Source organism: Pseudomonas sp. PMCC200344, from assembly GCF_030053095.1.
Lineage (GTDB): Bacteria > Pseudomonadota > Gammaproteobacteria > Pseudomonadales > Pseudomonadaceae > Aquipseudomonas > Aquipseudomonas svalbardensis.
On record NZ_CP125618.1, the window covers coordinates 4,540,032 to 4,558,857 of the forward strand.

Consider the following 18,826-nt stretch of genomic DNA (forward strand, 5'->3'; position numbering starts at 1 on the left):
TTTAAAAAGGAACTGATCATGTCGCGTCCATTGAAAGTCGTTGCGCTCTCCGGCGGTACTTGGCGTCCGTCCCGCACGTTGGTGCTGACCCAGGCGCTGTTGGCGCAACTGGCCGAGCAATTGCCGATTGAAAGCAAACTGATTGAACTGGGTGACATCGCCCGACCGTTAGGTGCCGCGCTGTCCCGTCAGGAGTTGAGCGCCGAGATCGAAGCCGAGCTGCAAGCGATCGAGAATGCCGACCTGCTGATCGTCGCCGCGCCGGTTTATCGCGGTTCCTACCCTGGACTGCTCAAGCATCTGTTCGACCTGATCGACCTCAATGCATTGATCGACACGCCGGTATTGCTGGCCGCCACCGGTGGCAGCGAACGCCATGCGCTGGTGCTCGATCACCAGTTGCGGCCGCTGTTCAGTTTCTTCCAGGCATTGACCTTGCCGATTGGCGTCTATGCCACCGAAGCCGATTTCTCCAATTACCAAATAACCAGTGAACTTCTCAAGGCCCGCATACAACTGGCTGCAGAACGCGCCGCACCGTTGTTTGGCGTGCACCCCAAAAATCTGCTGAAAATCGCTTAAGGATTTCTTCATGGATGTTTTCTGGTTTCTGCCGACTCACGGCGACGGCCATTACCTGGGCACCACTCAGGGCGCTCGCCCGGTGACACTCAACTACCTGAAACAAGTGGCTCAGGCGGCCGACAGCCTCGGCTACCACGGTGTACTGATTCCCACCGGGCGCTCCTGCGAGGATTCGTGGGTGATTGCTTCCGCGCTGGTGCCGCTGACCGAACGCCTGCGTTATCTGGTGGCGATTCGGCCGGGGATCATCTCACCGACGGTCTCGGCGCGCATGGCCGCGACACTGGATCGACTGTCCAATGGCCGCTTACTGATCAACGTGGTCACGGGCGGTGACCCGGATGAAAACCGTGGCGACGGCATCTTCCTCGATCACAGCGAACGCTACGAAGTGACCGATGAATTCCTGAAAATCTGGCGCCGGGTGCTGCAAGGCGAGTCGGTGGATTTCGAAGGCAAACACCTGCAAGTACAGAACGCCAAGGCGCTGTATCCGCCGGTGCAGAAACCCTATCCGCCGCTGTACTTCGGCGGCTCTTCCGAGGCAGCGCATGAACTGGCCGCCGAGCAGGTTGATGTCTACCTGACCTGGGGCGAACCACCCGCCGCCGTGGCGGAAAAACTGGCCGATGTGCGTGAGCGTGCCGCGCGAAACGGTCGCACGGTGAAGTTCGGGATTCGCTTGCACGTGATCGTCCGCGAGACCGCCGATGAGGCTTGGAAAGCTGCGGATAAACTTATCGAGCAGATCAGCGACGAGACCATCGCGGCCGCGCAGAAGTCGTTCTCGCGTTTCGATTCCGAAGGTCAGCGGCGCATGGCCGCATTGCATGACGGGCGTCGTGACAACCTGGAAATATCCCCCAACCTCTGGGCCGGTGTCGGTCTGGTGCGTGGCGGTGCCGGGACGGCGTTGGTGGGCGATCCGCAGCAAGTGGCGGCGCGAATCAAGGAGTACGCGGACCTGGGGATCGAGAGTTTCATCTTCTCTGGCTATCCGCACCTCGAAGAGGCTTATCGCTTTGCCGAGCTGGTGTTCCCGTTGTTGCCTGAGCCGTACGCCAGCCTGGCCGGGCGCGGCGTTACTAACCTCACCGGGCCGTTTGGCGAAATGATCGCCAATGATGTGCTGCCGCCAACGCCAAAGCCTGACCAGGCAATCCCTGTGGGAGCAACTGTCTTGATGACCTTTATTTTGAAAGCATATTGATAGACAGCTGAACTCCCACAGCTTTAGGCCATGCGATGCCCTACAGGAACACCGCGACCCGTTTAGGCCAAGGGTTCTTTCCACTCGGTTCGGTCTCGGATCATGGCGTTCAGCCGTATCAACAACACACGCATACAGGCGATGAGCGCTACTTTTGCGCATTTACCCTTATGACGCAGTGCGTCATACCGCGCTTTGAACTCAGGCTGTCGCTGAATCACCACCCAGCACGCCATGTACATTGCCCGACGCGCAGCAAACCTGCCGCCGCTAATGTGGCGGGGGCCTTCATGCTTGCCACTGTCGTCGTTGTAGGGGGCTATGCCTGCCAGCGCTGCAATCTCGTGCCGTCCAACCTCGCCCAGCTCGGGTAAGTAGGCCATCAAGCTGGCTGCCGTCACGAGCCCTATACCCTTGACCGAGCACAAACGGGCCGTTTTATCACTGTCCAGGTCTTTAGCAGTTTGACGGATCAGCTTTTCTATCGACTTTATGGCTTGGCATAAATAGTCGATATGACTTCGCAGACAGGGTTTTACCGTGTCAGCAGAGGCTGTTTTAAGGCGCCGTATATCGTCGCCTTGCTGCTGAACAAAATTTTCGCGCTGCTGTACCAGCGCACGCAAATTGTCCTGTTCAGGGCTGGTGATTCGGTTGCTTGGCGACTTTATGACTTCGGCAAACTGCGCGAGCAGCCGCGCATCTATCGGGTCGGTTTTAGCGCGCTGCCCCATGGCCTTGGCAAAATCCCTGGCTCGGCGAGGGTTGATCCGCAAGACTTCGAAGCCGGCAGCCTGAAGCGCTTTCATGACCTCTCGCTCATAGCCGCCGGTGGCTTCCAGCAATACGCGGCTGACCTGATAGCGCTTTAACCAGTCAATCAGCGCAAGGAAATCACTGGCGGTATTGAGGTGACTCGCGCCAACGTCTTGCGGGTTAATCCGAACTTCAAGGGTATCTTTGGAAACATCGATGCCTGCGCAGGAAAACATAGCCGATCCCTCTTACACTCAAAGGTGAGAGCACTCTGGCTGGGCACCACGCTTGTAATGTTCGAGGTCGGCTCGTTCAACTGTTCGGGCTCAATAACCAGAGCGGAGAGGTGAATGGCAGCATGGGCTCCCACACGTGCTTTAAGCACTCCGGGCATTCAGCTTGCCACTCACCGCTCTCACCCTCAGTCTAATTCCTGCCCAAGACACAAGCGGGCTTGCTCGCGAAGAGGCCATAACATTCAACATCAATGTTGACGGTTCGGACGCCTTCGCGAGCAAGCCCGCTCCCACAGGGGATCTGTGTCGATTTTAATAAGGATTATCTGCGTGACGGCCAAACCACAAAGCGCCCTGTTGTCCCCCTTGCAGACCGCCCGCCGATTGGCCGCCGAGTTTGCCCTGACCGCTGTCGAGCGCGATGAACGTGGCGGTACGCCCAAAGCCGAACGTGATGCCTTGCGCCACAGCGGTCTGCTCGCGTTAAGCATTCCCACCCAGTACGGCGGCCACGGCGCCAGCTGGAGTGAAACCCTGACCATCGTGCGCGAGTTCGCCAAGGTCGACAGTTCGATTGCCCATGTCTTCGGCTTCCATCACCTGATGCTCGCCACCGTGCGCCTGTTCGCCCGGCCCGAGCAGTGGCAGCCATGGTACGAACAGACCGCGCGCAAAAACTGGTTCTGGGGCAACGCCCTGAACCCGCTGGACACCCGCACCGTGGTGAAAAACCTCGGTGGCTGGCGTGAGTTTTCCGGCAAGAAAAGCTTCTGCTCCGGCGCCAGCGATTCGCAAATGCTGATCGCCTCGGCGGTGGACGAAAGCGCTGGCGGCAAGCTGTTGATCGCCGCGATTCCCAGCGGTCGCAGCGGCATCACCTTGCACAACGACTGGAACAACATGGGCCAGCGCCAGACCGACAGCGGCAGCGCTACGTTCGAACGGGTACGGGTCGAGGAGTCGGAATTGCTGCTCGATCCGGGTCCGCTGAGTACACCATTCGCCTGCCTGCGGCCGTTGATTGCCCAGCTGACCTTCACCCACATGTTTCTCGGCATCGCCGAAGGTGCCTTCGAAGAGGCGCGGCAATACACCCTCACCGAGACCCGTCCGTGGCACAAATCCAGTGCTCAGGATGTGCGTCAGGATCCTTATGTACTCGGCCACTACGGCGAATTCTGGGTCGCCCTCGAAAGTGTTCGACTGCTGGTGGAGCGCGCTGCCGGGCTGCTCGACAAGGCCTGGGCCAAAGGCCCGAACCTCAGCGCCGAAGAGCGTGGACACCTCGCTAACGCCATCGCCACGGCCAAGGTCGCGGCCACCCGCAACGGTCTGGAACTCTGTAGTCGATTGTTCGAAGTGACCGGCGCCCGTTCAACTCATGCCTCACTGCGACTGGACCGCCATTGGCGCAACCTGCGCACGCAAACCCTGCACGACCCGGTGGATTACAAACTCCATGAACTGGGTGACTGGGCGCTCAACCAGTCCCTGCCGATTCCGACTTTCTATTCATAGCCTTCTATTCATGGAGCCTGCCCATGCAACTGCTGACCTTACCGCCTTCGCCCGCTCTGGCCACCTCGATCCGCGCCACGGCGCAGGTGTTCGAAGACCCGAAATCCCAGGCCTTGCTCGCCCACATTCAACAAGTCGCACCGAGTGAAGCCAGCGTGCTGATCATCGGTGAAACCGGCACCGGAAAGGAACTGGTGGCGCGGCATATCCACAACCTCAGCGCCCGGCGCAACCGACCATTTGTGGCGGTGAACTGCGGCGCGTTCTCCGAATCCCTGGTGGAGGCCGAGTTGTTCGGCCATGAAAAAGGTGCCTTCACCGGTGCGTTGAGCGCCAAGGCCGGCTGGTTCGAGGAGGCCGATGGCGGCACGTTATTCCTCGATGAAATCGGCGATTTGCCGATGGCGATTCAGGTCAAGTTGTTGCGGGTGTTGCAGGAGCGCGAAGTGGTGCGACTGGGTTCGCGCAAGAGCATTCCCATCAATGTGCGCGTGCTGGCGGCGACCAACGTGCAATTGGAGAAAGCCATCAACGCCGGGCATTTCCGCGAGGATTTGTACTACCGCCTCGACGTGGTCAGCCTAGAACTGAGCCCGCTGCGCGACCGCCCCGGCGACATCCTGCCGCTGACACGACACTTCGTCGAAGCCTACAGCCAGCGCCTCGGCTACGGCACCATCACCATCAGCAAAGAGGCCGAGCTGAAACTGCGCAGCTACAGCTGGCCGGGCAACATCCGCGAACTGGAAAACGTCATTCACCACACCCTGCTGATCTGCCGTAACGACGTGATCGAACGCGACGACCTGCGGCTGTCGAACATGCGCATCGAGCGACAGGACGATTACCACAGCACCGTCGACGATTCACCCGAAGCCCTGCTCGATCGGGCCTTTCAAAAGCTCTTCGAAGAACAGGCCGGGGCGCTGCACGAGAAAGTCGAAGACGCGTTGCTGCGAGCCGCCTATCGTTTCAGTCATTACAACCAAGTGCACACTGCAGCCTTACTGGGGCTGAGCCGCAACGTAACCCGCACGCGACTGATCAAGATCGGCGAACTGGCGGTAAACAAACGCCGGCCCACGGAAAACCTTCAAGGCGAGCGCATCATGCAGCTGTCGATTTAACTCACCAAATTGCAGTGCAGCGCGTTGTCGTGGCTACGTTCCAGGCTATGCAGCACCTGGAACGAGCCGAAGGTCACGGTTTTCGCCTGATGGGCGCGGATCAGTTGCCAGAAATCCTGCTCGCCGCTTTCAAAGCTTCGAAACGCGGCTTCTCCCGCCTCGCGTGTTTGCCATTGCAGGTAGTTGAGCACCCGCCGGCCATCGTCGCTGGCCTGAATGCTGGCACTCAGAAAACCTGTGAAGTCCTGGGCCAGGCGTTCGGTCTGCTTCGACAGCGCCGACACCAGTGCGGGCTGTTGATGGGGTTCGATCTCGAATTCGATCAATTGGGTGAAGCTGCGATTTTTCTCTGACAGTTGCATGAAGAGTCCCCACTGACTTGTAAGCCGGATCTTGCGATCCGAAGGCCTGCAGGGTAAAACCTCGAGTTAACTTGAGGTCAAGGGGCATTTTTTAAATGATCACCTCGGAGAATCTGCATAAGGAACTCACCGTCGGCCAAGTGGCTGCGCGCAGCGGCGTCGCGGTCACGGCGCTGCACTTTTACGAATCCAAGGGTTTGATCAAAAGTAATCGCAACCAGGGCAACCAGCGGCGTTATCCCCGGGAAGTGTTGCGGCGGGTGGCGTTGATCAAAGTGGCGCAGCGATTGGGTATTCCGTTGGCGGAGATTGGCGAGGCATTGAAATCGCTGCCAAACAATCGGGCGCCGACGGCAGCGGACTGGAAGGTGTTGTCGGCGCAGTGGAGTCGGGATCTGGATGAGCGGATCAATCAGCTGACCTTGCTGCGGGACCGGCTCAATGGCTGCATTGGCTGTGGGTGTCTGTCGATGGAGGCGTGCCCGTTGCGCAACTCTGGCGATGTGCTTGGGGAGCGAGGGCCGGGGGCGCAGCTGTTGGAATCCGGGAATGATCCTAAATAGCGGCGCGGCCATCGTCGGAACGCCGCCCGGAGCAAGCTCGCTCCCACAGGGATCTCTATTGGCTGCAAAACTTGCATCCGACTCCGATCAAATGTGGGAGCGAGCTTGCTCCGGGCGGCGTTCCGACGATGGCGTCCTAATGGTCAGCGAAGATCTAGAACCCCGGTGCAATCTGTCCCTTGTAGCGGGTCAAAATGAACTGCCGAACCTCATCGGAATTCAGCGCCTTGGCCAGTTTCTGCAGCAGGATCGCGGCGACCTGTTCGGCGACGCTCAAGGCTTCGGCTTCGTTGGCGATCCGATGGGCGGCCGGTGGGTTGATCGGATAAGCGGCAGATTCAGGCATACAAGTCTCTCGGCACCAATGTTTACCAGAGGGCATTGCAGCTTCTGTGCCTGACCGTCCGAGCCAATGTTTACGGGGAGTTCAGCGGTATTTTCGCGATATCAAGATAACGAGCAAGAGCAATCTGCTGCTTCGCTGTTGATGGCTGAACAGAGGTGCTGCTCGTCGGACACTCAGTTGCAGAAAAGAGGCTGACCTATAGTTATCCGGCCGGAAAACGGCACAGGATCTTTCTCGACTGACAACAAAAACAGGGAGAACAGCCATGAGCGTCAAACCCATACCAGAGGGTTATCACAGCATCACCCCGTATCTGGGCATTCAAAAAGCGGCGGAAGCCATCGAGTTCTACAAGAAAGCCTTTGGCGCCACCGAAGTCATGCGCCTGTCCATGCCCGATGGCGGCATCGGCCACGCTGAGCTGCGCATCGGCGATTGCCCGATCATGCTTGGCACGCCGTGCGATCAGGGGCCATTGAGCAATCCGGACACGTCGCCGTCCGTGGGGTTGCATCTGTATGTGAACGATGTGGACAAGTCTTATAAACAGGCGATTGCCGCTGGCGGCACAGTGGTGTCCGAGGTCAAGGATCAGTTTTATGGCGACCGCTCGGGGACCCTGAAGGATCCCTATGGACATCTGTGGTTTCTGGCCACGCGCAAGGAAGATCTGACTCAGGAGCAGATTGAGCAGCGGGCGAAGGAGATGTTCAGCCAGAGTTGACACAATGATCCCGCGAAGTGAATGAACATCCCTTGTGGGAGCGAGCCTGCTCGCGAAAGCGGTGTGTCAGTCAACGTTGAAATTGACTGATATGACGCCTTCGCGAGCAGGCTCGCTCCCACAAAGGGCAGGCTTCATTGCAATACGAAACATTTTCTTTCATATCCCCCTTCGGGATTTTCGATGCTCATCCGTCTTATTTAGATGCAGTCGGCCCGCGTAGGCAAAAGCCACGGCCTGGCCTTTCATGGACCTCATTGCTGGGAAGCCCGCAGCAGAGGCCCTCTCATCGAAACAAGACCTTTAATCATGTCGAAGAAATCCCGTTCAAAACTCTGGTTTCTGGTCCATAGCTGGCTGGCATTGCCGATCTGGTTTTTCGTACTGATCGTCTGCGTGACCGGCACTCTGGCGGTGGTCAGCCAGGAAATCGTCTGGCTGGCCAACCCGCAAATGCGCGCCAGCCAACCTTCGGACGATGCGCCGCTGCTCAGTTATGACCAGATCATCGCCGCGATCAAAAAAGCGGAGCCGAACACACTGGTCGAAGGCATCAGTCGGCCCGATGAATCGCACTTCGCCCTCGACGTGGACGTCAGCTATCCCGACGGTCGCTCGGTGACGGTTTACGTCAATCCCTACAGCGGCGTGATTCAGGGCACTGCCCCACAATTCAATTTCAAGGCGTTTACCCGCGCACTGCATGGCTGGTGGCTGGTGCCGTTCACCAACGGTTACAGCTGGGGCTGGTACCTGGTGTCATTCCTGAGCTTGCCGCTGCTGGCGTCGTTGGTCACCGGGCTGGTGGTCTACAAGCGTTTCTGGAAAGGTTTCTTGCGCCCGACGTTGCGCATTCGTCACGGTGCGCGAATTTTCTGGGGCGACTTTCACCGCCTCAGCGGCATCTGGTCGATCTGGTTTATCGCGGTGATCTCCATCACCAGCACCTGGTTTCTGATTCAAGCGTTCATGTTCGATAACCAGATTTCGATTTCCACCGCGCCGGTCGCTGCCGTGGTCCCGCGTGAAAGTGTCCCGTTGACTGCCGACGGTTCGCCAGCGCCGATGATCAGCCTGGAGACGGCGATCAGCGAAGCCAAGGAACGTATTCCCGGCCTGGACGACAGCTTTGTCAGTATGCCCGCCAACGCCTACAGCTACCTTTCGGTGGGCGGGCGCAGTTGGTATCCGCTGATGTTCCAGACCGCCGACATCAACCCATATACCGGCGACATCGCCGCCACCCGCCTGTTGTCGGACCGTTCCGGCCTGGAGCTGGTGACCGAGTCCATGCGTCCTCTGCACACCGGGGATTTTGGCGGCATCTGGATCAAGCTGATCTGGTTCTTCTTCGGCCTGATCCTCAGCATGATGGTTCTCAGCGGCCTGTTGATCTGGACCAAACGCACTGCCTTGGCCACGGCCAATGCCCTCAAGCGCAGCCATAAACGCCCGCGCAGTCAGACCGTTCCGGCCAACAGCCGTGAAACCACGGAGGTCAGCCAATGAGCCTGTTCGCTGCGGAAAAACCGACTTCGAAACTGAGCCGTTTCTGGCACAAATGGCGCTTCCACATCAACGTTCTGCTGTTGCTGGTGCCGCTGGGGTTCATGCCCAAGTACTTCGCCGACGCCGCGCTGTTTCGCGGTGACACCGGTCTGGGTGAGCGGGAAATCGGAGAGGTTCAGGTGGGCCCCTGGAGCCTGCGCCTGGCCGAGTTGCGCAACGAAGCACCGACCCTCGATGGTCCGGCCGGCTACATGAAGAGCTTCAACGCGGCGCTGTGCGACAGCTGCCGGGATCAGGTCAAGGCGACGTACCTGCGTATTGGCAAACCGCGCAGCCTGCGCGCTGCCGGGGTGATTTTCTTCGGCACGCCGTACCGCATGGGCGCGATGTTGCCGATTCCCGAAAAGACCAAAGCCGACGCCGAGCTGTGGATCACCATGGAAGGCTGGGATGGCGCCATGCATCAGGCCTCCGTCCCCCTGAGCCAGGCATCCCCGGCCACCCTCGCCTGGCTGAACCAACAAGGAGGCAAACCATGATCAACGTAATACGTCCTCTAAGCGCCACGCTGCTGGTGCTGTGCGCCGGTTTCAGCGCCAGCGCCCTGGCCCACAACCCGATGTGCGAATGCAAAGCCATCGACGCCGAGCAGATCAAATGCACCGGCGGTTTCTCCGACGGCAGCGGCGCGCCGGGGGTGACCCTGGACGTGATCGGCTATGACGAAACCATCCTGGTGCCGGGCAAGCTCGGTGCCGATTCGACCCTGACTTTCAAGAAGCCCGGCGCCGAGTTCTACGTACTGTTCGATGCCGGCCCCGGCCACGTCGTCGAGATCGACCAAGCGGACATCGAAGCCCCATGAGTACGCCAACCACGCAAGTCGTCCGCCCGGCCGGTGCCGGCCATGAAACCCTCTATGTGCTGTTGTTGTGCCTGATGATCCTCGCGGTTGCCGGCTCGGTAGTCGCCTGGCGCGGCGAGTCTCAGGAAGTCAGCAGCGTTGCCAGCCATCAACTGGATGCCCGTCGTGACTTGAGCGCCTCCGAGCAAGGCATCTACGCCGACCTGCGGGTGACGCTCGACGAAATTCATCTGCTGCGTCAGGAGCAACAAGCGCTACCCGCCCCCGCAGCCCTCGCCGATGAAGGTTTTGCGCCGTTCGCCCAGGACGCCAGTTCCGTCAGCCGCGGCGGCCATGCCTGGCAATTACTCGACGCCAAGGCTTACTTCGGCCAGAGCCAGACGCCCACCGTGGCGGGTTCGTTTCTGATGCGCTTGGCCGCTGACGACGATGCACCGGACGTCTGGCTCAACCGCGGCAACGCCCTCGCTGCCCCGACCGACCTCACCGACGCTGCGCTGGAGAGCGCCGGCTGGCAGCAGATCGTCGCGCAATTCGATGCCGGCGTGACCCGCCAGCACCGGCACTGAACCCTCGCCTTCACCCGAGAGAAGACCGCTTTCCCATGCCTATTTCATCTCAACGTTCTTTCTTGCGCCTGATGTTGGTCGGCTTACTGGCTTGTCTGCTGACCCCGCTGGCCAGTGCCGACGAGGCCAAGCGCCTGCGCATCGGCATCACCCTGCACCCTTATTACAGCTACGTGGCGAACATCGTCGGTGACAAGGCCGAGGTGGTGCCGCTGATTCCGGCCGGTTTCAACCCGCATGCCTACGAGCCGCGCGCCGAAGACATCAAGCGCATCAGCGGTCTGGACGTGGTCGTGCTGAACGGAGTCGGCCATGACGACTTTGCCGACCGCATGATCGCCGCCTGCGAAACGCCGAACGTCCCGGTGATCGAAGCCAACGAAAACGTGCCGTTGCTGGCCGCCACCGGCGTTGCCGCTCGCGGCGCCGGCAAGGTCGTAAACCCGCACACCTTCCTGTCGATCAGTGCCTCGATTGCCCAGGTCAACAACATCGCCCGGGAACTGAGTAAGCTCGACCCGGCCAACGCCAAAACCTACACCCAGAACGCCCGCGCCTACGGCAAACGCCTGCGGCAGATGCGCGCCGACGCCCTGGCGAAACTGACCCAGGCGCCGAACGCCGAACTGCGAGTGGCCACGGTTCATGCGGCTTACGACTATTTGCTGCGCGAATTCGGCCTGGAAGTGACCGCCGTGGTCGAACCAGCCCACGGCATCGAGCCGAGCCCGAGCCAGTTGAAAAAAACCATCGATCAACTGCGTGAACTGGACGTGAAAGTGATCTTCTCGGAGATGGATTTTCCGTCCACCTACGTCGACACCATCCAGCGTGAGTCCGGCGTGAAGCTGTACCCGCTGTCGCACATTTCCTATGGCGAATACACCGCCGACAAGTATGAAAAGGAAATGACCGGCAACCTCAACACCGTGGTCCGGGCGATTCAGGAGTCCGGTAAATGACTGCGAAAGAAACCATCAGCGAATCCCCTGTGGGAGCGAGCCTGCTCGCGAAGGCGTCCAGTCAGTCAACATCATCGTTAAATGACACACCGCATTCGCGAGCAGGTCGAATCGTCGCACCGTCACTCCCACAGGTTTCGGGGCCGACCTTGGATTTCGCGGAAGTCAGCCTGACGCTGGGCCGCACGACGATCCTCGACAACGTCACTTTTCAGGTCCAGCCCGGCAGCGTGCATGCGCTGGTCGGCCCCAACGGCGGCGGCAAGAGTTCGCTGATCAAGACCCTGCTCGGGCAGATGCCGCATCAGGGTCGCTTGAGCCTGCAATGGCCCGGCACACCTGGAACCATCGGCTACGTGCCTCAAGCCCTGGAATTCGATCGGGGTTTGCCGATGACCGTCGACGATTTCATGGCCGCGATGTGCCAGCGGCGTCCGGCGTTTCTCGGGTTGAGCAAGCATTACGCCGCCGCGATTGGCGAAGCCCTGGAAAGGGTCGGCATGCAGGACAAACGCAAGCGGCGCATGGGTGCGTTGTCCGGCGGCGAGCGCCAGCGGGTGTTGCTGGCTCAGGGACTGATTCCAGTGCCGCAGTTGCTGGTGCTCGACGAACCGATGTCGGCGCTTGATGAGGCCGGTATTCAGGTGTTCGAACGCCTGCTCGGTGACTGGCGCCAGAGCGGGATCACCGTGCTATGGATCGAGCATGATCTGGAAGCAGTTGGACGGCTGGCGGACCGGGTCACCGGGCTTAATCGCCGGGTGCTGTTCGATTCCACGCCGAAACAGGCACTCACTCCGGAACGATTGCTGACCCTGTTCTCGACCCATCCACGGAGCGCTGCCTGATGAGTTACGAAACCTTTCGTTTGATGGTCCAGGGTTGGGCCTCGTCGGGTTATCTGCCCGAGGCGCTGGCCTATGGATTTGTGGTCAACGCGCTGCTCGCCGGCTTGCTGATCGGCCCGGTGCTGGGCGGTTTGGGGACATTGGTGGTGGTCAAGCGTTTCGCTTTTTTCTCTGAAGCGGTGGGCCACGCGGCGCTGACCGGCGTGGCCATCGGCATTCTGCTGGGCGAACCGTACACCGGGCCTTACGGCAGTCTGTTCGGCTACTGCTTGTTGTTTGGCATATTGCTGAACTACCTGCGCAATCGCACGGGTCTGGCGCCGGATACGTTGATCGGCGTGTTTCTGTCGGTGTCGCTGGCGCTGGGTGCCAGTCTGCTGCTGATTCTGGCGGGCAAGATCAACGTGCACATCCTCGAAAACGTGTTGTTCGGTTCGGTGCTGACCGTCAACGGCAATGACCTGTTGGTATTGGCCATCGTCGGTTCGCTGGTCATGGCCCTGGCCTTGCCGCTGTACAACCGCATCATGCTGGCCAGTTTCAATCCGCAACTGGCGGCGGTCCGTGGCGTGGCAGTGAAGACGCTGGATTATCTGTTTGTGATTCTGGTGACCCTGATCACCGTGGCGGCGGTGAAAGTCATCGGCGCGATTCTGGTCGGCGCTCTGCTGGTGATTCCAGCAGCGGCGGCGCGATTGCTGAGTCAGTCGCTGAAAGGCTTCTTCTGGTGTTCAGTGCTGATCGCCACGGTCAGCACGCTGTGCGGGATCCTTGCGCCGATTGTCTTCGACCTGCCTATCCCGTCCGGCGCCGCGATCATTCTAGTAGCCGGTATCGCCTTCGCTCTCGCCGCCATTGCGCGTGGCGTTGTCCCCAGTCTGAAAGGGAATCTCGGATAAATGTCTTTTTCTCTGCGTCAATTGACCCTGGCTGTGGCCCTGTGCGGGCTGGTCAATACCCCGTTGTTCGCGGCCGACAGCGTCAAACCGCTGCGCGTGCTAGCGTCCTTGCCGATCACTTATGGTCTGGGCGAAGTCTTGCTCAAAGGCACCGACGTCAACCTTGAACGTGCCGCGCCGGCGAACCTGCCCGGTAGCCGTCAGACCGCGTACTTCACAGGTCGTGGCGCTCCGGCGCTGGCCAAACTGGCGACCGACGCCGATGCAGTGATTGGTCTGCGTTCGCTGTGGGCGGATGATCCGCTTTACCCGATCTCCCGGCGTAGCAACATCCGCATCGTCGAGGTCGACGCCGCGCGCCCGGTGGACGGCGCCCTGCCCGGCATCGCCGTGCAGCCTGCCAACAAAGTTGATGGGTTGAACAGTCAGCCGTGGTTTTCCAGCAACAATATGGGGCGGATGGCGGACGTCATGGCGGCGGACCTGGTGCGTCTGGCGCCCGAGGCCAAGCCGAAGATCGAGGCGAACCTGGCGGCGCTCAAACAGCGCTTGCTCAAGTTCAGCGCCGACAGCGAAGCGCGGCTGGCCAGTGCCGACAACCTCAGCTTGATGAGCCTGAGTGATCACTTTGGCTATCTGATTGGTGGCCTTAACCTGGAGCTGATCGGCCTCGATGCACGCCCCGATGCCGAGTGGACACCTGAAGCGCTCAAGCAATTGGGTGCGACGCTCAAGGACAATGAGGTGGCGGTGGTGTTGCATCATCGACAACCGTCGGAGGCGGTGAAAGCGAAGATTGCTGAGGCTGGGAGTCGGTTGGTGGTGTTGAGTGTGGATGCGGCGGATCCGGTGGCCGAGCTGGAAGGGAATGTGGATTTGCTGATCAAGGGGTTGAGCGGGGCTTAAACGTCAGTTGGTCCGCGTTATCGTTCTTCGCGAGCAAGCCCCACATTTGACCGCATCCGCCCGGACAACTCGGTCAAGTGTGGGAGCGGGCTTGCTCGCGAAAGCGGCCCGACAAACGACACAAGGACCAGATCTGAAAAAGCCCGCTGACCGTTACCGGTTCAGCGGGCTTTTTCATGAACGGTGACTTAATTCGCCACAGCCGCCTGTTCTTCCATCTTCTGACGCAGGCTCAGCGGACGCATGTCAGTCCAGGTTTCTTCGATGTAAGCCAGGCATTCCTTCTTCAAGCCGCTCTTGCCCACGGTGCGCCAGCCTGCAGGCACGGCTTTGTAGTCGGGCCAGATCGAGTACTGCTCTTCGTGGTTGACCACGACCTGAAAGAGGATGTCCTCGCGGTCGAATACTGAAGTCATGGTGTTTCTCCATCGCTGTAGGGTGGGCTGCACTGCGTGCGCAGCCGTTATGTAGAAGGAACGTGTCAGAGGCTGAAAAATTTAGAGGCTGGCGGTGGCAGCAGCCATGGCCCTGCCGAAAATCTCGGCTACCCGATCGATTTCCGCGGCAGTGATCACCAGCGGCGGCAGGAAACGCACCACAGCGCCATGACGCCCGCCCAGTTCGAGAATCAAACCGCGCTTGAGGCATTCACGCTGCACCAGCGGCGCCAGACGACCGAAGATCGGTGGATGACCCAAGGCATCCGGCGCGCCCGTCGGATCGACCAATTCGACGCCAAGCATCAAGCCGCGACCGCGAATATCGCCCAGTTGCGGGAAGTCCCGTTGCAGGATGCGCAGGTGTTCGCTCAAGCGTTCGCCCATGGCGGCAGCGTGCTCGCAGACCTTGTGTTCGGCCAGGTAACGCATCACCGCAGAACCTGCGGCCATGGCCATCTGATTGCCGCGGAAGGTTCCGGCATGGGCGCCCGGCAGCCAGGTGTCGAGCCAGTCGCGATAGACCACCACCGCCAGCGGCAAACTGCCGCCGATGGCTTTGGACATGACCACCACGTCCGGGATGATCCCGGCGTGTTCGAAGGCGAACATCTTCCCGGTGCGGGCAAAACCGCTCTGAATCTCGTCGACGATCAGCGCGACACCGGCCTTTTCGGTTATCCGCCGCAGGCCTCGCAGCCAGTCGAGATCGGCCGGGATCACCCCGCCCTCGCCCTGCACCACTTCGACGATCACCGCTGCGGGTAATTGCACGCCGGCTTCTGGATCATTGAGCAGGTTTTCCAGGTAGTTGAGATTGACCTTCACACCTTGCGCGCCACCGAGCCCGAACGGGCAGCGATAATCATAGGGATACGGCATGAACTGCACGCCGCTGCTGAGTAAGGCGCCCAAAGGTTTTTTCGGCCCCAGACTGCCCATCAGGCTCAGCGCGCCCTGGCTCATGCCGTGATAACCCCCCTGGAAGGACAGCACGGTGCTGCGTCCGGTGGCGGTGCGCACCAGTTTCAGCGCGGCTTCCACCGCGTCGGTGCCGGTCGGGCCACAGAACTGGATCTTGGCTTCAGCGGCCAAAGCCGGCGGCAGCAGACCGAACAGGTCCTGGACAAATTGATCCTTGACCGGGGTGGTCAGGTCGAGGGTGTGCAGCGGCAGTTCATCGGTCAGCACTTGCTGGATCGCTTCGATCACCACCGGATGGTTGTGCCCAAGGGCCAACGTCCCGGCACCGGCCAGGCAGTCGATGAAACGGCGGCCTTCGACGTCTTCGACATAAATGCCCTTGGCACGTTTGAGGGCCAGGGGAATGCGTCGCGGATAGCTGCGGGCATTCGATTCCTGCTGATTTTGACGGGCCAGCAGCGGCGATTCGTTGAACTGATAAAGCGTCTCGGTCGGTGCCGGAGTGATCCGGGCCGACTGATCTTCCATAAGGCTGGTAGCGACTGACATCTCTCGACCCCTCAATAAGGTTTTCCTGTTCTGGAAACGCATCAGGGCGCCGAGGATTTAGACCCTCGATCAGCTTTCTATGAAGGTGGTGGCAGCACTTTGTGCATGGGAATCACGTGGAGCCCGGCTACGGCGAAGGTTTCGGCGCAAGGCTGGTAACCCAGATGACGGTAAAACGCTTCACTGGTGCGGGTGCTGTTGAGTCGTGCCTGGCGCAAACCCTGATCGGTCAACCAGCCTTCAAGGTCGTGCACCAGCGCTTGCCCGGCCCCGCGACGAAACCATTCCGGTTGCACGTAACAGAACGCGACCTTGCCGCTGATCGCAGCCATCGCGACGCCGACCGGTTTGTCCTGCAACAGGGCGATGTTCAAGTAAAACCGCGGGTCGGTCAGCCAGGGCTGCACGTGTTCGATGGTTTTGTTGTGGGTCCAGGTGGCGACGGTTAGCGGATCGTTGCGATGGTCGAGCGCGCAACCGACGCGGATGGATCGCTCGACGATCCGGCTGATGATGCCGGCGTCGGCGGGGGTTGCCTTGCAAATGTGTAGGGGTGCATCCATGGCGCTGTTACCTCAATCCATTGAGAAAAAGCTGCCAGGGACGATAGCGCTGGTGGTGGCTCGAATGCCAATGGAGAGAAGTTACATTTGATGTGCGACACAGAACCAATGTGGGAGCGAGCCTGCTCGCGAAGGCGGCAGCACATCCAGCATTGATGTGACTGACAGATCGCTTTCGCGAGCAGGCTCGCTCCCACAGGAGATTTGTGGTGTTTGTCAGATGGGTTGCAAAGGCATGGTCAACTCAACCCGCAACCCATCCGGCCGACTGTCGAAATGCAACGTACAGCCGCAGCGCTGGACGATTGCCTGAACAATCGCCAGACCCAGGCCGCAGCCAGTGCTCTGGCCGTTGCGCCAGAAGCGTTGGGTCAGGTGTTGCAGATCGTCTTCGGCAATGCCGGGCCCATGGTCGCGTACCACAAACTGCACGCGGTTGCCGGTGGTTTGCAGGCTCAGCTCCACCGCGCCGTCGCCCGGGGTGTGGCGCAGCGCGTTGTCCAGCAGGTTGCGCAGCGCGGCAATCGACAGCACGGCGGGCATTTGCACCGGGGCGTGAGAGATCTTCGGCGGCATCTGAAATTTGATCCGCTGACGATCACCGCTGGCGGCGTCCTGAATCGCCAGTTTCGCCACTTGCTCGGCGCTGCATTGCACGCCGTCATCGAACGACAGGCTGCCCTCGACCCGCGCCAGCAACAGCAATTGTTCAAGGGTCCGGTGCAGGCGATCGGCGCCCTCTTCGGCCCGGGCCAGGGATTGATCCCGAGCCGCGCCGTCGGTCATGCGCGCCACTTGCAGGTGGGTCTTGATCGCCGTCAGCGGGCTGCGCAATTCATGGGCGGCATCACCGGTCAGGCGGCGTTCCCGTTCGATGGTCTTGCCGATCCGTTGGAACAGCTGATTCTGGGTGTCCAGCAACGGTTGCAGTTCGCTGGGCAGCGGCTGGATTTGCAAGGGTTCGAGAGAATCGGCGCTGCGGCGCATCAAGGCATCGCGCATGCGGTTGAGCGGCGCCAGCCCCTGACCGATCCCCAGCCATAGCAGGCACAGGCAACCGAGCAAGGCCACGCCCACCGGCACCGAAGCCGCCAGCAGGATCGACATGTTCAAGGCCTCACGCTCGATCTGCCGGTCGGCGGTGGTGATGCGCACGTCACCGCGTGCCAGGGTGAAACTGCGCCACGGTGCACCGTCGATCATCTGGTCGTGGAAGCCCATTTTTTCGGCCTCCAGGGTTTGTTGCGGATCGGTGTGACTGCGGGCGAGGATTTCGCCGCGCAATGAACTGACCTGGCAGGCCATGCCGCCGGGGAGGTTCAGTTGTTCAGCGCTGAAATGGGTGCCCTCGCCCTTGCTCGGCAATGGCGGCAACTGCTCCATCAGGCCAGCGACCATCCGTGCCGACGCCACCAGGCGCTGGTCGAGGGAAAACATCATCTGATTGCGCAGGTCGCTGAGCATCCAGGCCGCCGCCAAGGCCCAGATCAGGGTAAAAGCGGCGCCGAGTGTCAGGCTCAGGCGCAAACGCAGGCTCATCACTTTTTCAATTCCTCTGCGCCATCGGCCGGCCCCAGGCGATAGCCCAGGCCGCGCACCGTCTCGACAATGCCATTGCCGAGTTTGCGCCGCAGGTGATGGATATGCACATTGAGAGCGTTGCTTTCCAGCTCATCGTTAAAACCATAAACGCTGTCTTTCAGTTGCTCGGTCGACAGCACCCGGCCCCGGTTATGCAGCAAGGCCTGCAACAGCGACTGCTCACGACGGGAAAGGTCCACCGGCTGGCCGCCGAGCATGGTTTCGCGGCTGCTCGGGTCGTAGGTCAGGCGACCGTGCTCGATCAGGTTGACGCTGCGCCCCGCCACTCGTCGTAGCAGCGTGTGCAGACGCGCGGCAAGTTCGCGCAGGTCGAAAGGCTTGAGCAGGTAATCGTCGGCGCCGGCCTGCAAGCCATCAACGCGGTCGGTGACTGAATCCCGGGCGGTGAGGATCAACACCGGGATTTCCAGACCGTTGTGTCTTAACTGCTGCAGCAGCTTCAAACCGTCTTCATCGGGCAGACCGAGGTCGAGCACCATCACATCGAACTCGGCGACCTTGAGCATCGCCCGGGCAGACGATGCGGTGGCGACATGCTCTACCGTCAGGCCCTGAGCGGTGAGGCCGGCGACAATGCCGCTGGCGATCAACTCGTCGTCTTCGCAAACCAGTACGTGCATGGTGAGACCTGTTGAAAAAAGGTGATTAGGCCGGTGGCCGATTAAGCGGACATTATGCCGCAAGCGCCATTGCCACAAGGCCACTGTGGTTAATCATCGGTTAATCGCCGCCTCCCATTCTGCACCTCACTTGTACAGGGATAAGG

The 18,826-nt window shown here is 60.4% G+C and carries 21 protein-coding genes and 1 pseudogene; 14 read left to right on the forward strand and 8 right to left on the reverse strand.

Annotated features, from left to right (window positions below; genetic code table 11):
• Window positions 1-18: 18 nt before the first annotated feature.
• Together msuE and ssuD are read left to right on the forward strand one after the other, a co-directional pair.
• Window positions 19-582, forward strand: coding sequence for an FMN reductase (msuE, locus tag QFW87_RS20750; protein WP_283181095.1), 564 nt, complete (start codon window positions 19-21; stop codon window positions 580-582).
• A gap of 10 nt (window positions 583-592) precedes the next feature.
• Window positions 593-1,795 carry an FMNH2-dependent alkanesulfonate monooxygenase gene (gene ssuD / locus QFW87_RS20755; protein WP_283188748.1) on the forward strand — a complete coding sequence of 401 codons (1,203 nt, stop codon included), beginning with the start codon at window positions 593-595 and terminating at the stop codon, window positions 1,793-1,795.
• A gap of 62 nt (window positions 1,796-1,857) precedes the next feature.
• Here the strand turns inward: ssuD and QFW87_RS20760 are convergent, their stop codons facing one another.
• A complete protein-coding gene (locus tag QFW87_RS20760) occupies window positions 1,858-2,787 on the reverse strand; it encodes a transposase (protein WP_283180508.1) in 930 nt (309 codons plus the stop codon).
• Window positions 2,788-3,117: 330 nt separating this feature from the next.
• Between QFW87_RS20760 and QFW87_RS20765 the strand changes: the two genes are divergently transcribed.
• Both QFW87_RS20765 and QFW87_RS20770 read left to right on the forward strand, forming a co-directional pair.
• The gene (locus tag QFW87_RS20765; protein ID WP_283188749.1) at window positions 3,118-4,305 is read left to right on the forward strand and encodes an acyl-CoA dehydrogenase family protein; all 1,188 of its coding nucleotides are present in this window, start codon (window positions 3,118-3,120) and stop codon (window positions 4,303-4,305) included.
• Between the two features lie 23 nt (window positions 4,306-4,328).
• Window positions 4,329-5,432, forward strand: a complete 1,104-nt coding sequence (locus QFW87_RS20770; protein ID WP_283188750.1) for a sigma-54 dependent transcriptional regulator — start codon at window positions 4,329-4,331, stop codon at window positions 5,430-5,432.
• On the opposite strand, the gene QFW87_RS20775 is transcribed toward QFW87_RS20770, so the two are convergent.
• The gene (locus QFW87_RS20775) at window positions 5,429-5,794 is read right to left on the reverse strand and encodes an antibiotic biosynthesis monooxygenase (RefSeq protein WP_283188751.1); all 366 of its coding nucleotides are present in this window, start codon (window positions 5,792-5,794) and stop codon (window positions 5,429-5,431) included. The two genes, QFW87_RS20770 and QFW87_RS20775, sit on opposite strands and share 4 nt — an antisense overlap.
• 95 nt (window positions 5,795-5,889) lie before the next feature.
• On the opposite strand from QFW87_RS20775, the gene soxR reads away from it, so the two are divergent.
• Complete coding sequence (gene soxR / locus QFW87_RS20780; protein WP_283188752.1) at window positions 5,890-6,357, forward strand: redox-sensitive transcriptional activator SoxR; 468 nt, start codon at window positions 5,890-5,892, stop codon at window positions 6,355-6,357.
• A gap of 154 nt (window positions 6,358-6,511) precedes the next feature.
• Here soxR and QFW87_RS20785 read toward each other — a convergent pair.
• Window positions 6,512-6,601 (reverse strand): annotated as a pseudogene (locus QFW87_RS20785) (methionine ABC transporter substrate-binding protein); the annotation flags it as partial.
• A gap of 367 nt (window positions 6,602-6,968) precedes the next feature.
• On the opposite strand from QFW87_RS20785, the gene QFW87_RS20790 reads away from it, so the two are divergent.
• From QFW87_RS20790 to QFW87_RS20830, 9 genes are all read left to right on the forward strand, one after another.
• Window positions 6,969-7,427, forward strand: a complete 459-nt coding sequence (locus QFW87_RS20790) for a VOC family protein (RefSeq protein WP_283188753.1) — start codon at window positions 6,969-6,971, stop codon at window positions 7,425-7,427.
• A gap of 309 nt (window positions 7,428-7,736) precedes the next feature.
• Entirely contained in the window at window positions 7,737-8,936 is a 1,200-nt protein-coding gene (locus QFW87_RS20795; protein WP_283181102.1) for a PepSY domain-containing protein, read from the forward strand.
• Complete coding sequence (locus QFW87_RS20800) at window positions 8,933-9,475, forward strand: thiamine pyrophosphate-binding protein (protein WP_283181103.1); 543 nt, start codon at window positions 8,933-8,935, stop codon at window positions 9,473-9,475. The genes QFW87_RS20795 and QFW87_RS20800 overlap by 4 nt, the downstream gene beginning before the upstream one ends.
• Window positions 9,472-9,801 carry a hypothetical protein gene (locus QFW87_RS20805; RefSeq protein WP_129437246.1) on the forward strand — a complete coding sequence of 110 codons (330 nt, stop codon included), beginning with the start codon at window positions 9,472-9,474 and terminating at the stop codon, window positions 9,799-9,801. The genes QFW87_RS20800 and QFW87_RS20805 overlap by 4 nt, the downstream gene beginning before the upstream one ends.
• Window positions 9,798-10,370 carry a DUF6162 family protein gene (locus QFW87_RS20810; protein WP_283181104.1) on the forward strand — a complete coding sequence of 191 codons (573 nt, stop codon included), beginning with the start codon at window positions 9,798-9,800 and terminating at the stop codon, window positions 10,368-10,370. Before QFW87_RS20805 ends, QFW87_RS20810 begins: the two co-directional genes overlap by 4 nt.
• Before the next feature lie 35 nt (window positions 10,371-10,405).
• Window positions 10,406-11,332: a metal ABC transporter substrate-binding protein gene (locus tag QFW87_RS20815; RefSeq protein ID WP_283188754.1), complete on the forward strand. Its 927-nt coding sequence runs from the start codon at window positions 10,406-10,408 to the stop codon at window positions 11,330-11,332.
• A complete protein-coding gene (locus tag QFW87_RS20820) occupies window positions 11,329-12,180 on the forward strand; it encodes a metal ABC transporter ATP-binding protein (protein WP_283188755.1) in 852 nt (283 codons plus the stop codon). Before QFW87_RS20815 ends, QFW87_RS20820 begins: the two co-directional genes overlap by 4 nt.
• The gene (locus QFW87_RS20825; RefSeq protein ID WP_283188756.1) at window positions 12,180-13,079 is read left to right on the forward strand and encodes a metal ABC transporter permease; all 900 of its coding nucleotides are present in this window, start codon (window positions 12,180-12,182) and stop codon (window positions 13,077-13,079) included. Before QFW87_RS20820 ends, QFW87_RS20825 begins: the two co-directional genes overlap by 1 nt.
• Window positions 13,080-13,985, forward strand: coding sequence for a zinc ABC transporter substrate-binding protein (locus tag QFW87_RS20830; RefSeq protein WP_283181108.1), 906 nt, complete (start codon window positions 13,080-13,082; stop codon window positions 13,983-13,985).
• 188 nt (window positions 13,986-14,173) lie between these two features.
• Here QFW87_RS20830 and QFW87_RS20835 read toward each other — a convergent pair whose 3' ends face one another.
• From QFW87_RS20835 to QFW87_RS20855, 5 genes are all read right to left on the reverse strand, one after another.
• Window positions 14,174-14,401, reverse strand: coding sequence for an MbtH family protein (locus tag QFW87_RS20835; RefSeq protein ID WP_046049211.1), 228 nt, complete (start codon window positions 14,399-14,401; stop codon window positions 14,174-14,176).
• A gap of 81 nt (window positions 14,402-14,482) precedes the next feature.
• Window positions 14,483-15,895, reverse strand: coding sequence for an aspartate aminotransferase family protein (locus tag QFW87_RS20840; RefSeq protein ID WP_283188757.1), 1,413 nt, complete (start codon window positions 15,893-15,895; stop codon window positions 14,483-14,485).
• Between the two features lie 77 nt (window positions 15,896-15,972).
• Window positions 15,973-16,458, reverse strand: a complete 486-nt coding sequence (locus QFW87_RS20845) for a GNAT family N-acetyltransferase (protein ID WP_283188758.1) — start codon at window positions 16,456-16,458, stop codon at window positions 15,973-15,975.
• A 216-nt stretch (window positions 16,459-16,674) separates the two neighbouring features.
• The gene (locus QFW87_RS20850) at window positions 16,675-18,000 is read right to left on the reverse strand and encodes an ATP-binding protein (RefSeq protein WP_283188759.1); all 1,326 of its coding nucleotides are present in this window, start codon (window positions 17,998-18,000) and stop codon (window positions 16,675-16,677) included.
• A complete protein-coding gene (locus QFW87_RS20855; RefSeq protein WP_282481350.1) occupies window positions 17,997-18,680 on the reverse strand; it encodes a response regulator in 684 nt (227 codons plus the stop codon). The genes QFW87_RS20850 and QFW87_RS20855 overlap by 4 nt, the downstream gene beginning before the upstream one ends.
• Window positions 18,681-18,826 lie beyond the last annotated feature (146 nt).

Coding starts and splice junctions, on each gene's coding strand:
- msuE (WP_283181095.1), top strand. CDS start 19: ATGTCGCGTCCATTGAAAGTCGTTGCGCTCTCCGGCGGTACTTGGCGT.
- ssuD (WP_283188748.1), top strand. CDS start 593: ATGGATGTTTTCTGGTTTCTGCCGACTCACGGCGACGGCCATTACCTG.
- QFW87_RS20760 (WP_283180508.1), bottom strand. CDS start 2,787: ATGTTTTCCTGCGCAGGCATCGATGTTTCCAAAGATACCCTTGAAGTT.
- QFW87_RS20770 (WP_283188750.1), top strand. CDS start 4,329: ATGCAACTGCTGACCTTACCGCCTTCGCCCGCTCTGGCCACCTCGATC.
- QFW87_RS20775 (WP_283188751.1), bottom strand. CDS start 5,794: ATGCAACTGTCAGAGAAAAATCGCAGCTTCACCCAATTGATCGAATTC.
- soxR (WP_283188752.1), top strand. CDS start 5,890: ATGATCACCTCGGAGAATCTGCATAAGGAACTCACCGTCGGCCAAGTG.
- QFW87_RS20790 (WP_283188753.1), top strand. CDS start 6,969: ATGAGCGTCAAACCCATACCAGAGGGTTATCACAGCATCACCCCGTAT.
- QFW87_RS20795 (WP_283181102.1), top strand. CDS start 7,737: ATGTCGAAGAAATCCCGTTCAAAACTCTGGTTTCTGGTCCATAGCTGG.
- QFW87_RS20800 (WP_283181103.1), top strand. CDS start 8,933: ATGAGCCTGTTCGCTGCGGAAAAACCGACTTCGAAACTGAGCCGTTTC.
- QFW87_RS20805 (WP_129437246.1), top strand. CDS start 9,472: ATGATCAACGTAATACGTCCTCTAAGCGCCACGCTGCTGGTGCTGTGC.
- QFW87_RS20810 (WP_283181104.1), top strand. CDS start 9,798: ATGAGTACGCCAACCACGCAAGTCGTCCGCCCGGCCGGTGCCGGCCAT.
- QFW87_RS20815 (WP_283188754.1), top strand. CDS start 10,406: ATGCCTATTTCATCTCAACGTTCTTTCTTGCGCCTGATGTTGGTCGGC.
- QFW87_RS20820 (WP_283188755.1), top strand. CDS start 11,329: ATGACTGCGAAAGAAACCATCAGCGAATCCCCTGTGGGAGCGAGCCTG.
- QFW87_RS20825 (WP_283188756.1), top strand. CDS start 12,180: ATGAGTTACGAAACCTTTCGTTTGATGGTCCAGGGTTGGGCCTCGTCG.
- QFW87_RS20830 (WP_283181108.1), top strand. CDS start 13,080: ATGTCTTTTTCTCTGCGTCAATTGACCCTGGCTGTGGCCCTGTGCGGG.
- QFW87_RS20835 (WP_046049211.1), bottom strand. CDS start 14,401: ATGACTTCAGTATTCGACCGCGAGGACATCCTCTTTCAGGTCGTGGTC.
- QFW87_RS20840 (WP_283188757.1), bottom strand. CDS start 15,895: ATGTCAGTCGCTACCAGCCTTATGGAAGATCAGTCGGCCCGGATCACT.
- QFW87_RS20845 (WP_283188758.1), bottom strand. CDS start 16,458: ATGGATGCACCCCTACACATTTGCAAGGCAACCCCCGCCGACGCCGGC.
- QFW87_RS20855 (WP_282481350.1), bottom strand. CDS start 18,680: ATGCACGTACTGGTTTGCGAAGACGACGAGTTGATCGCCAGCGGCATT.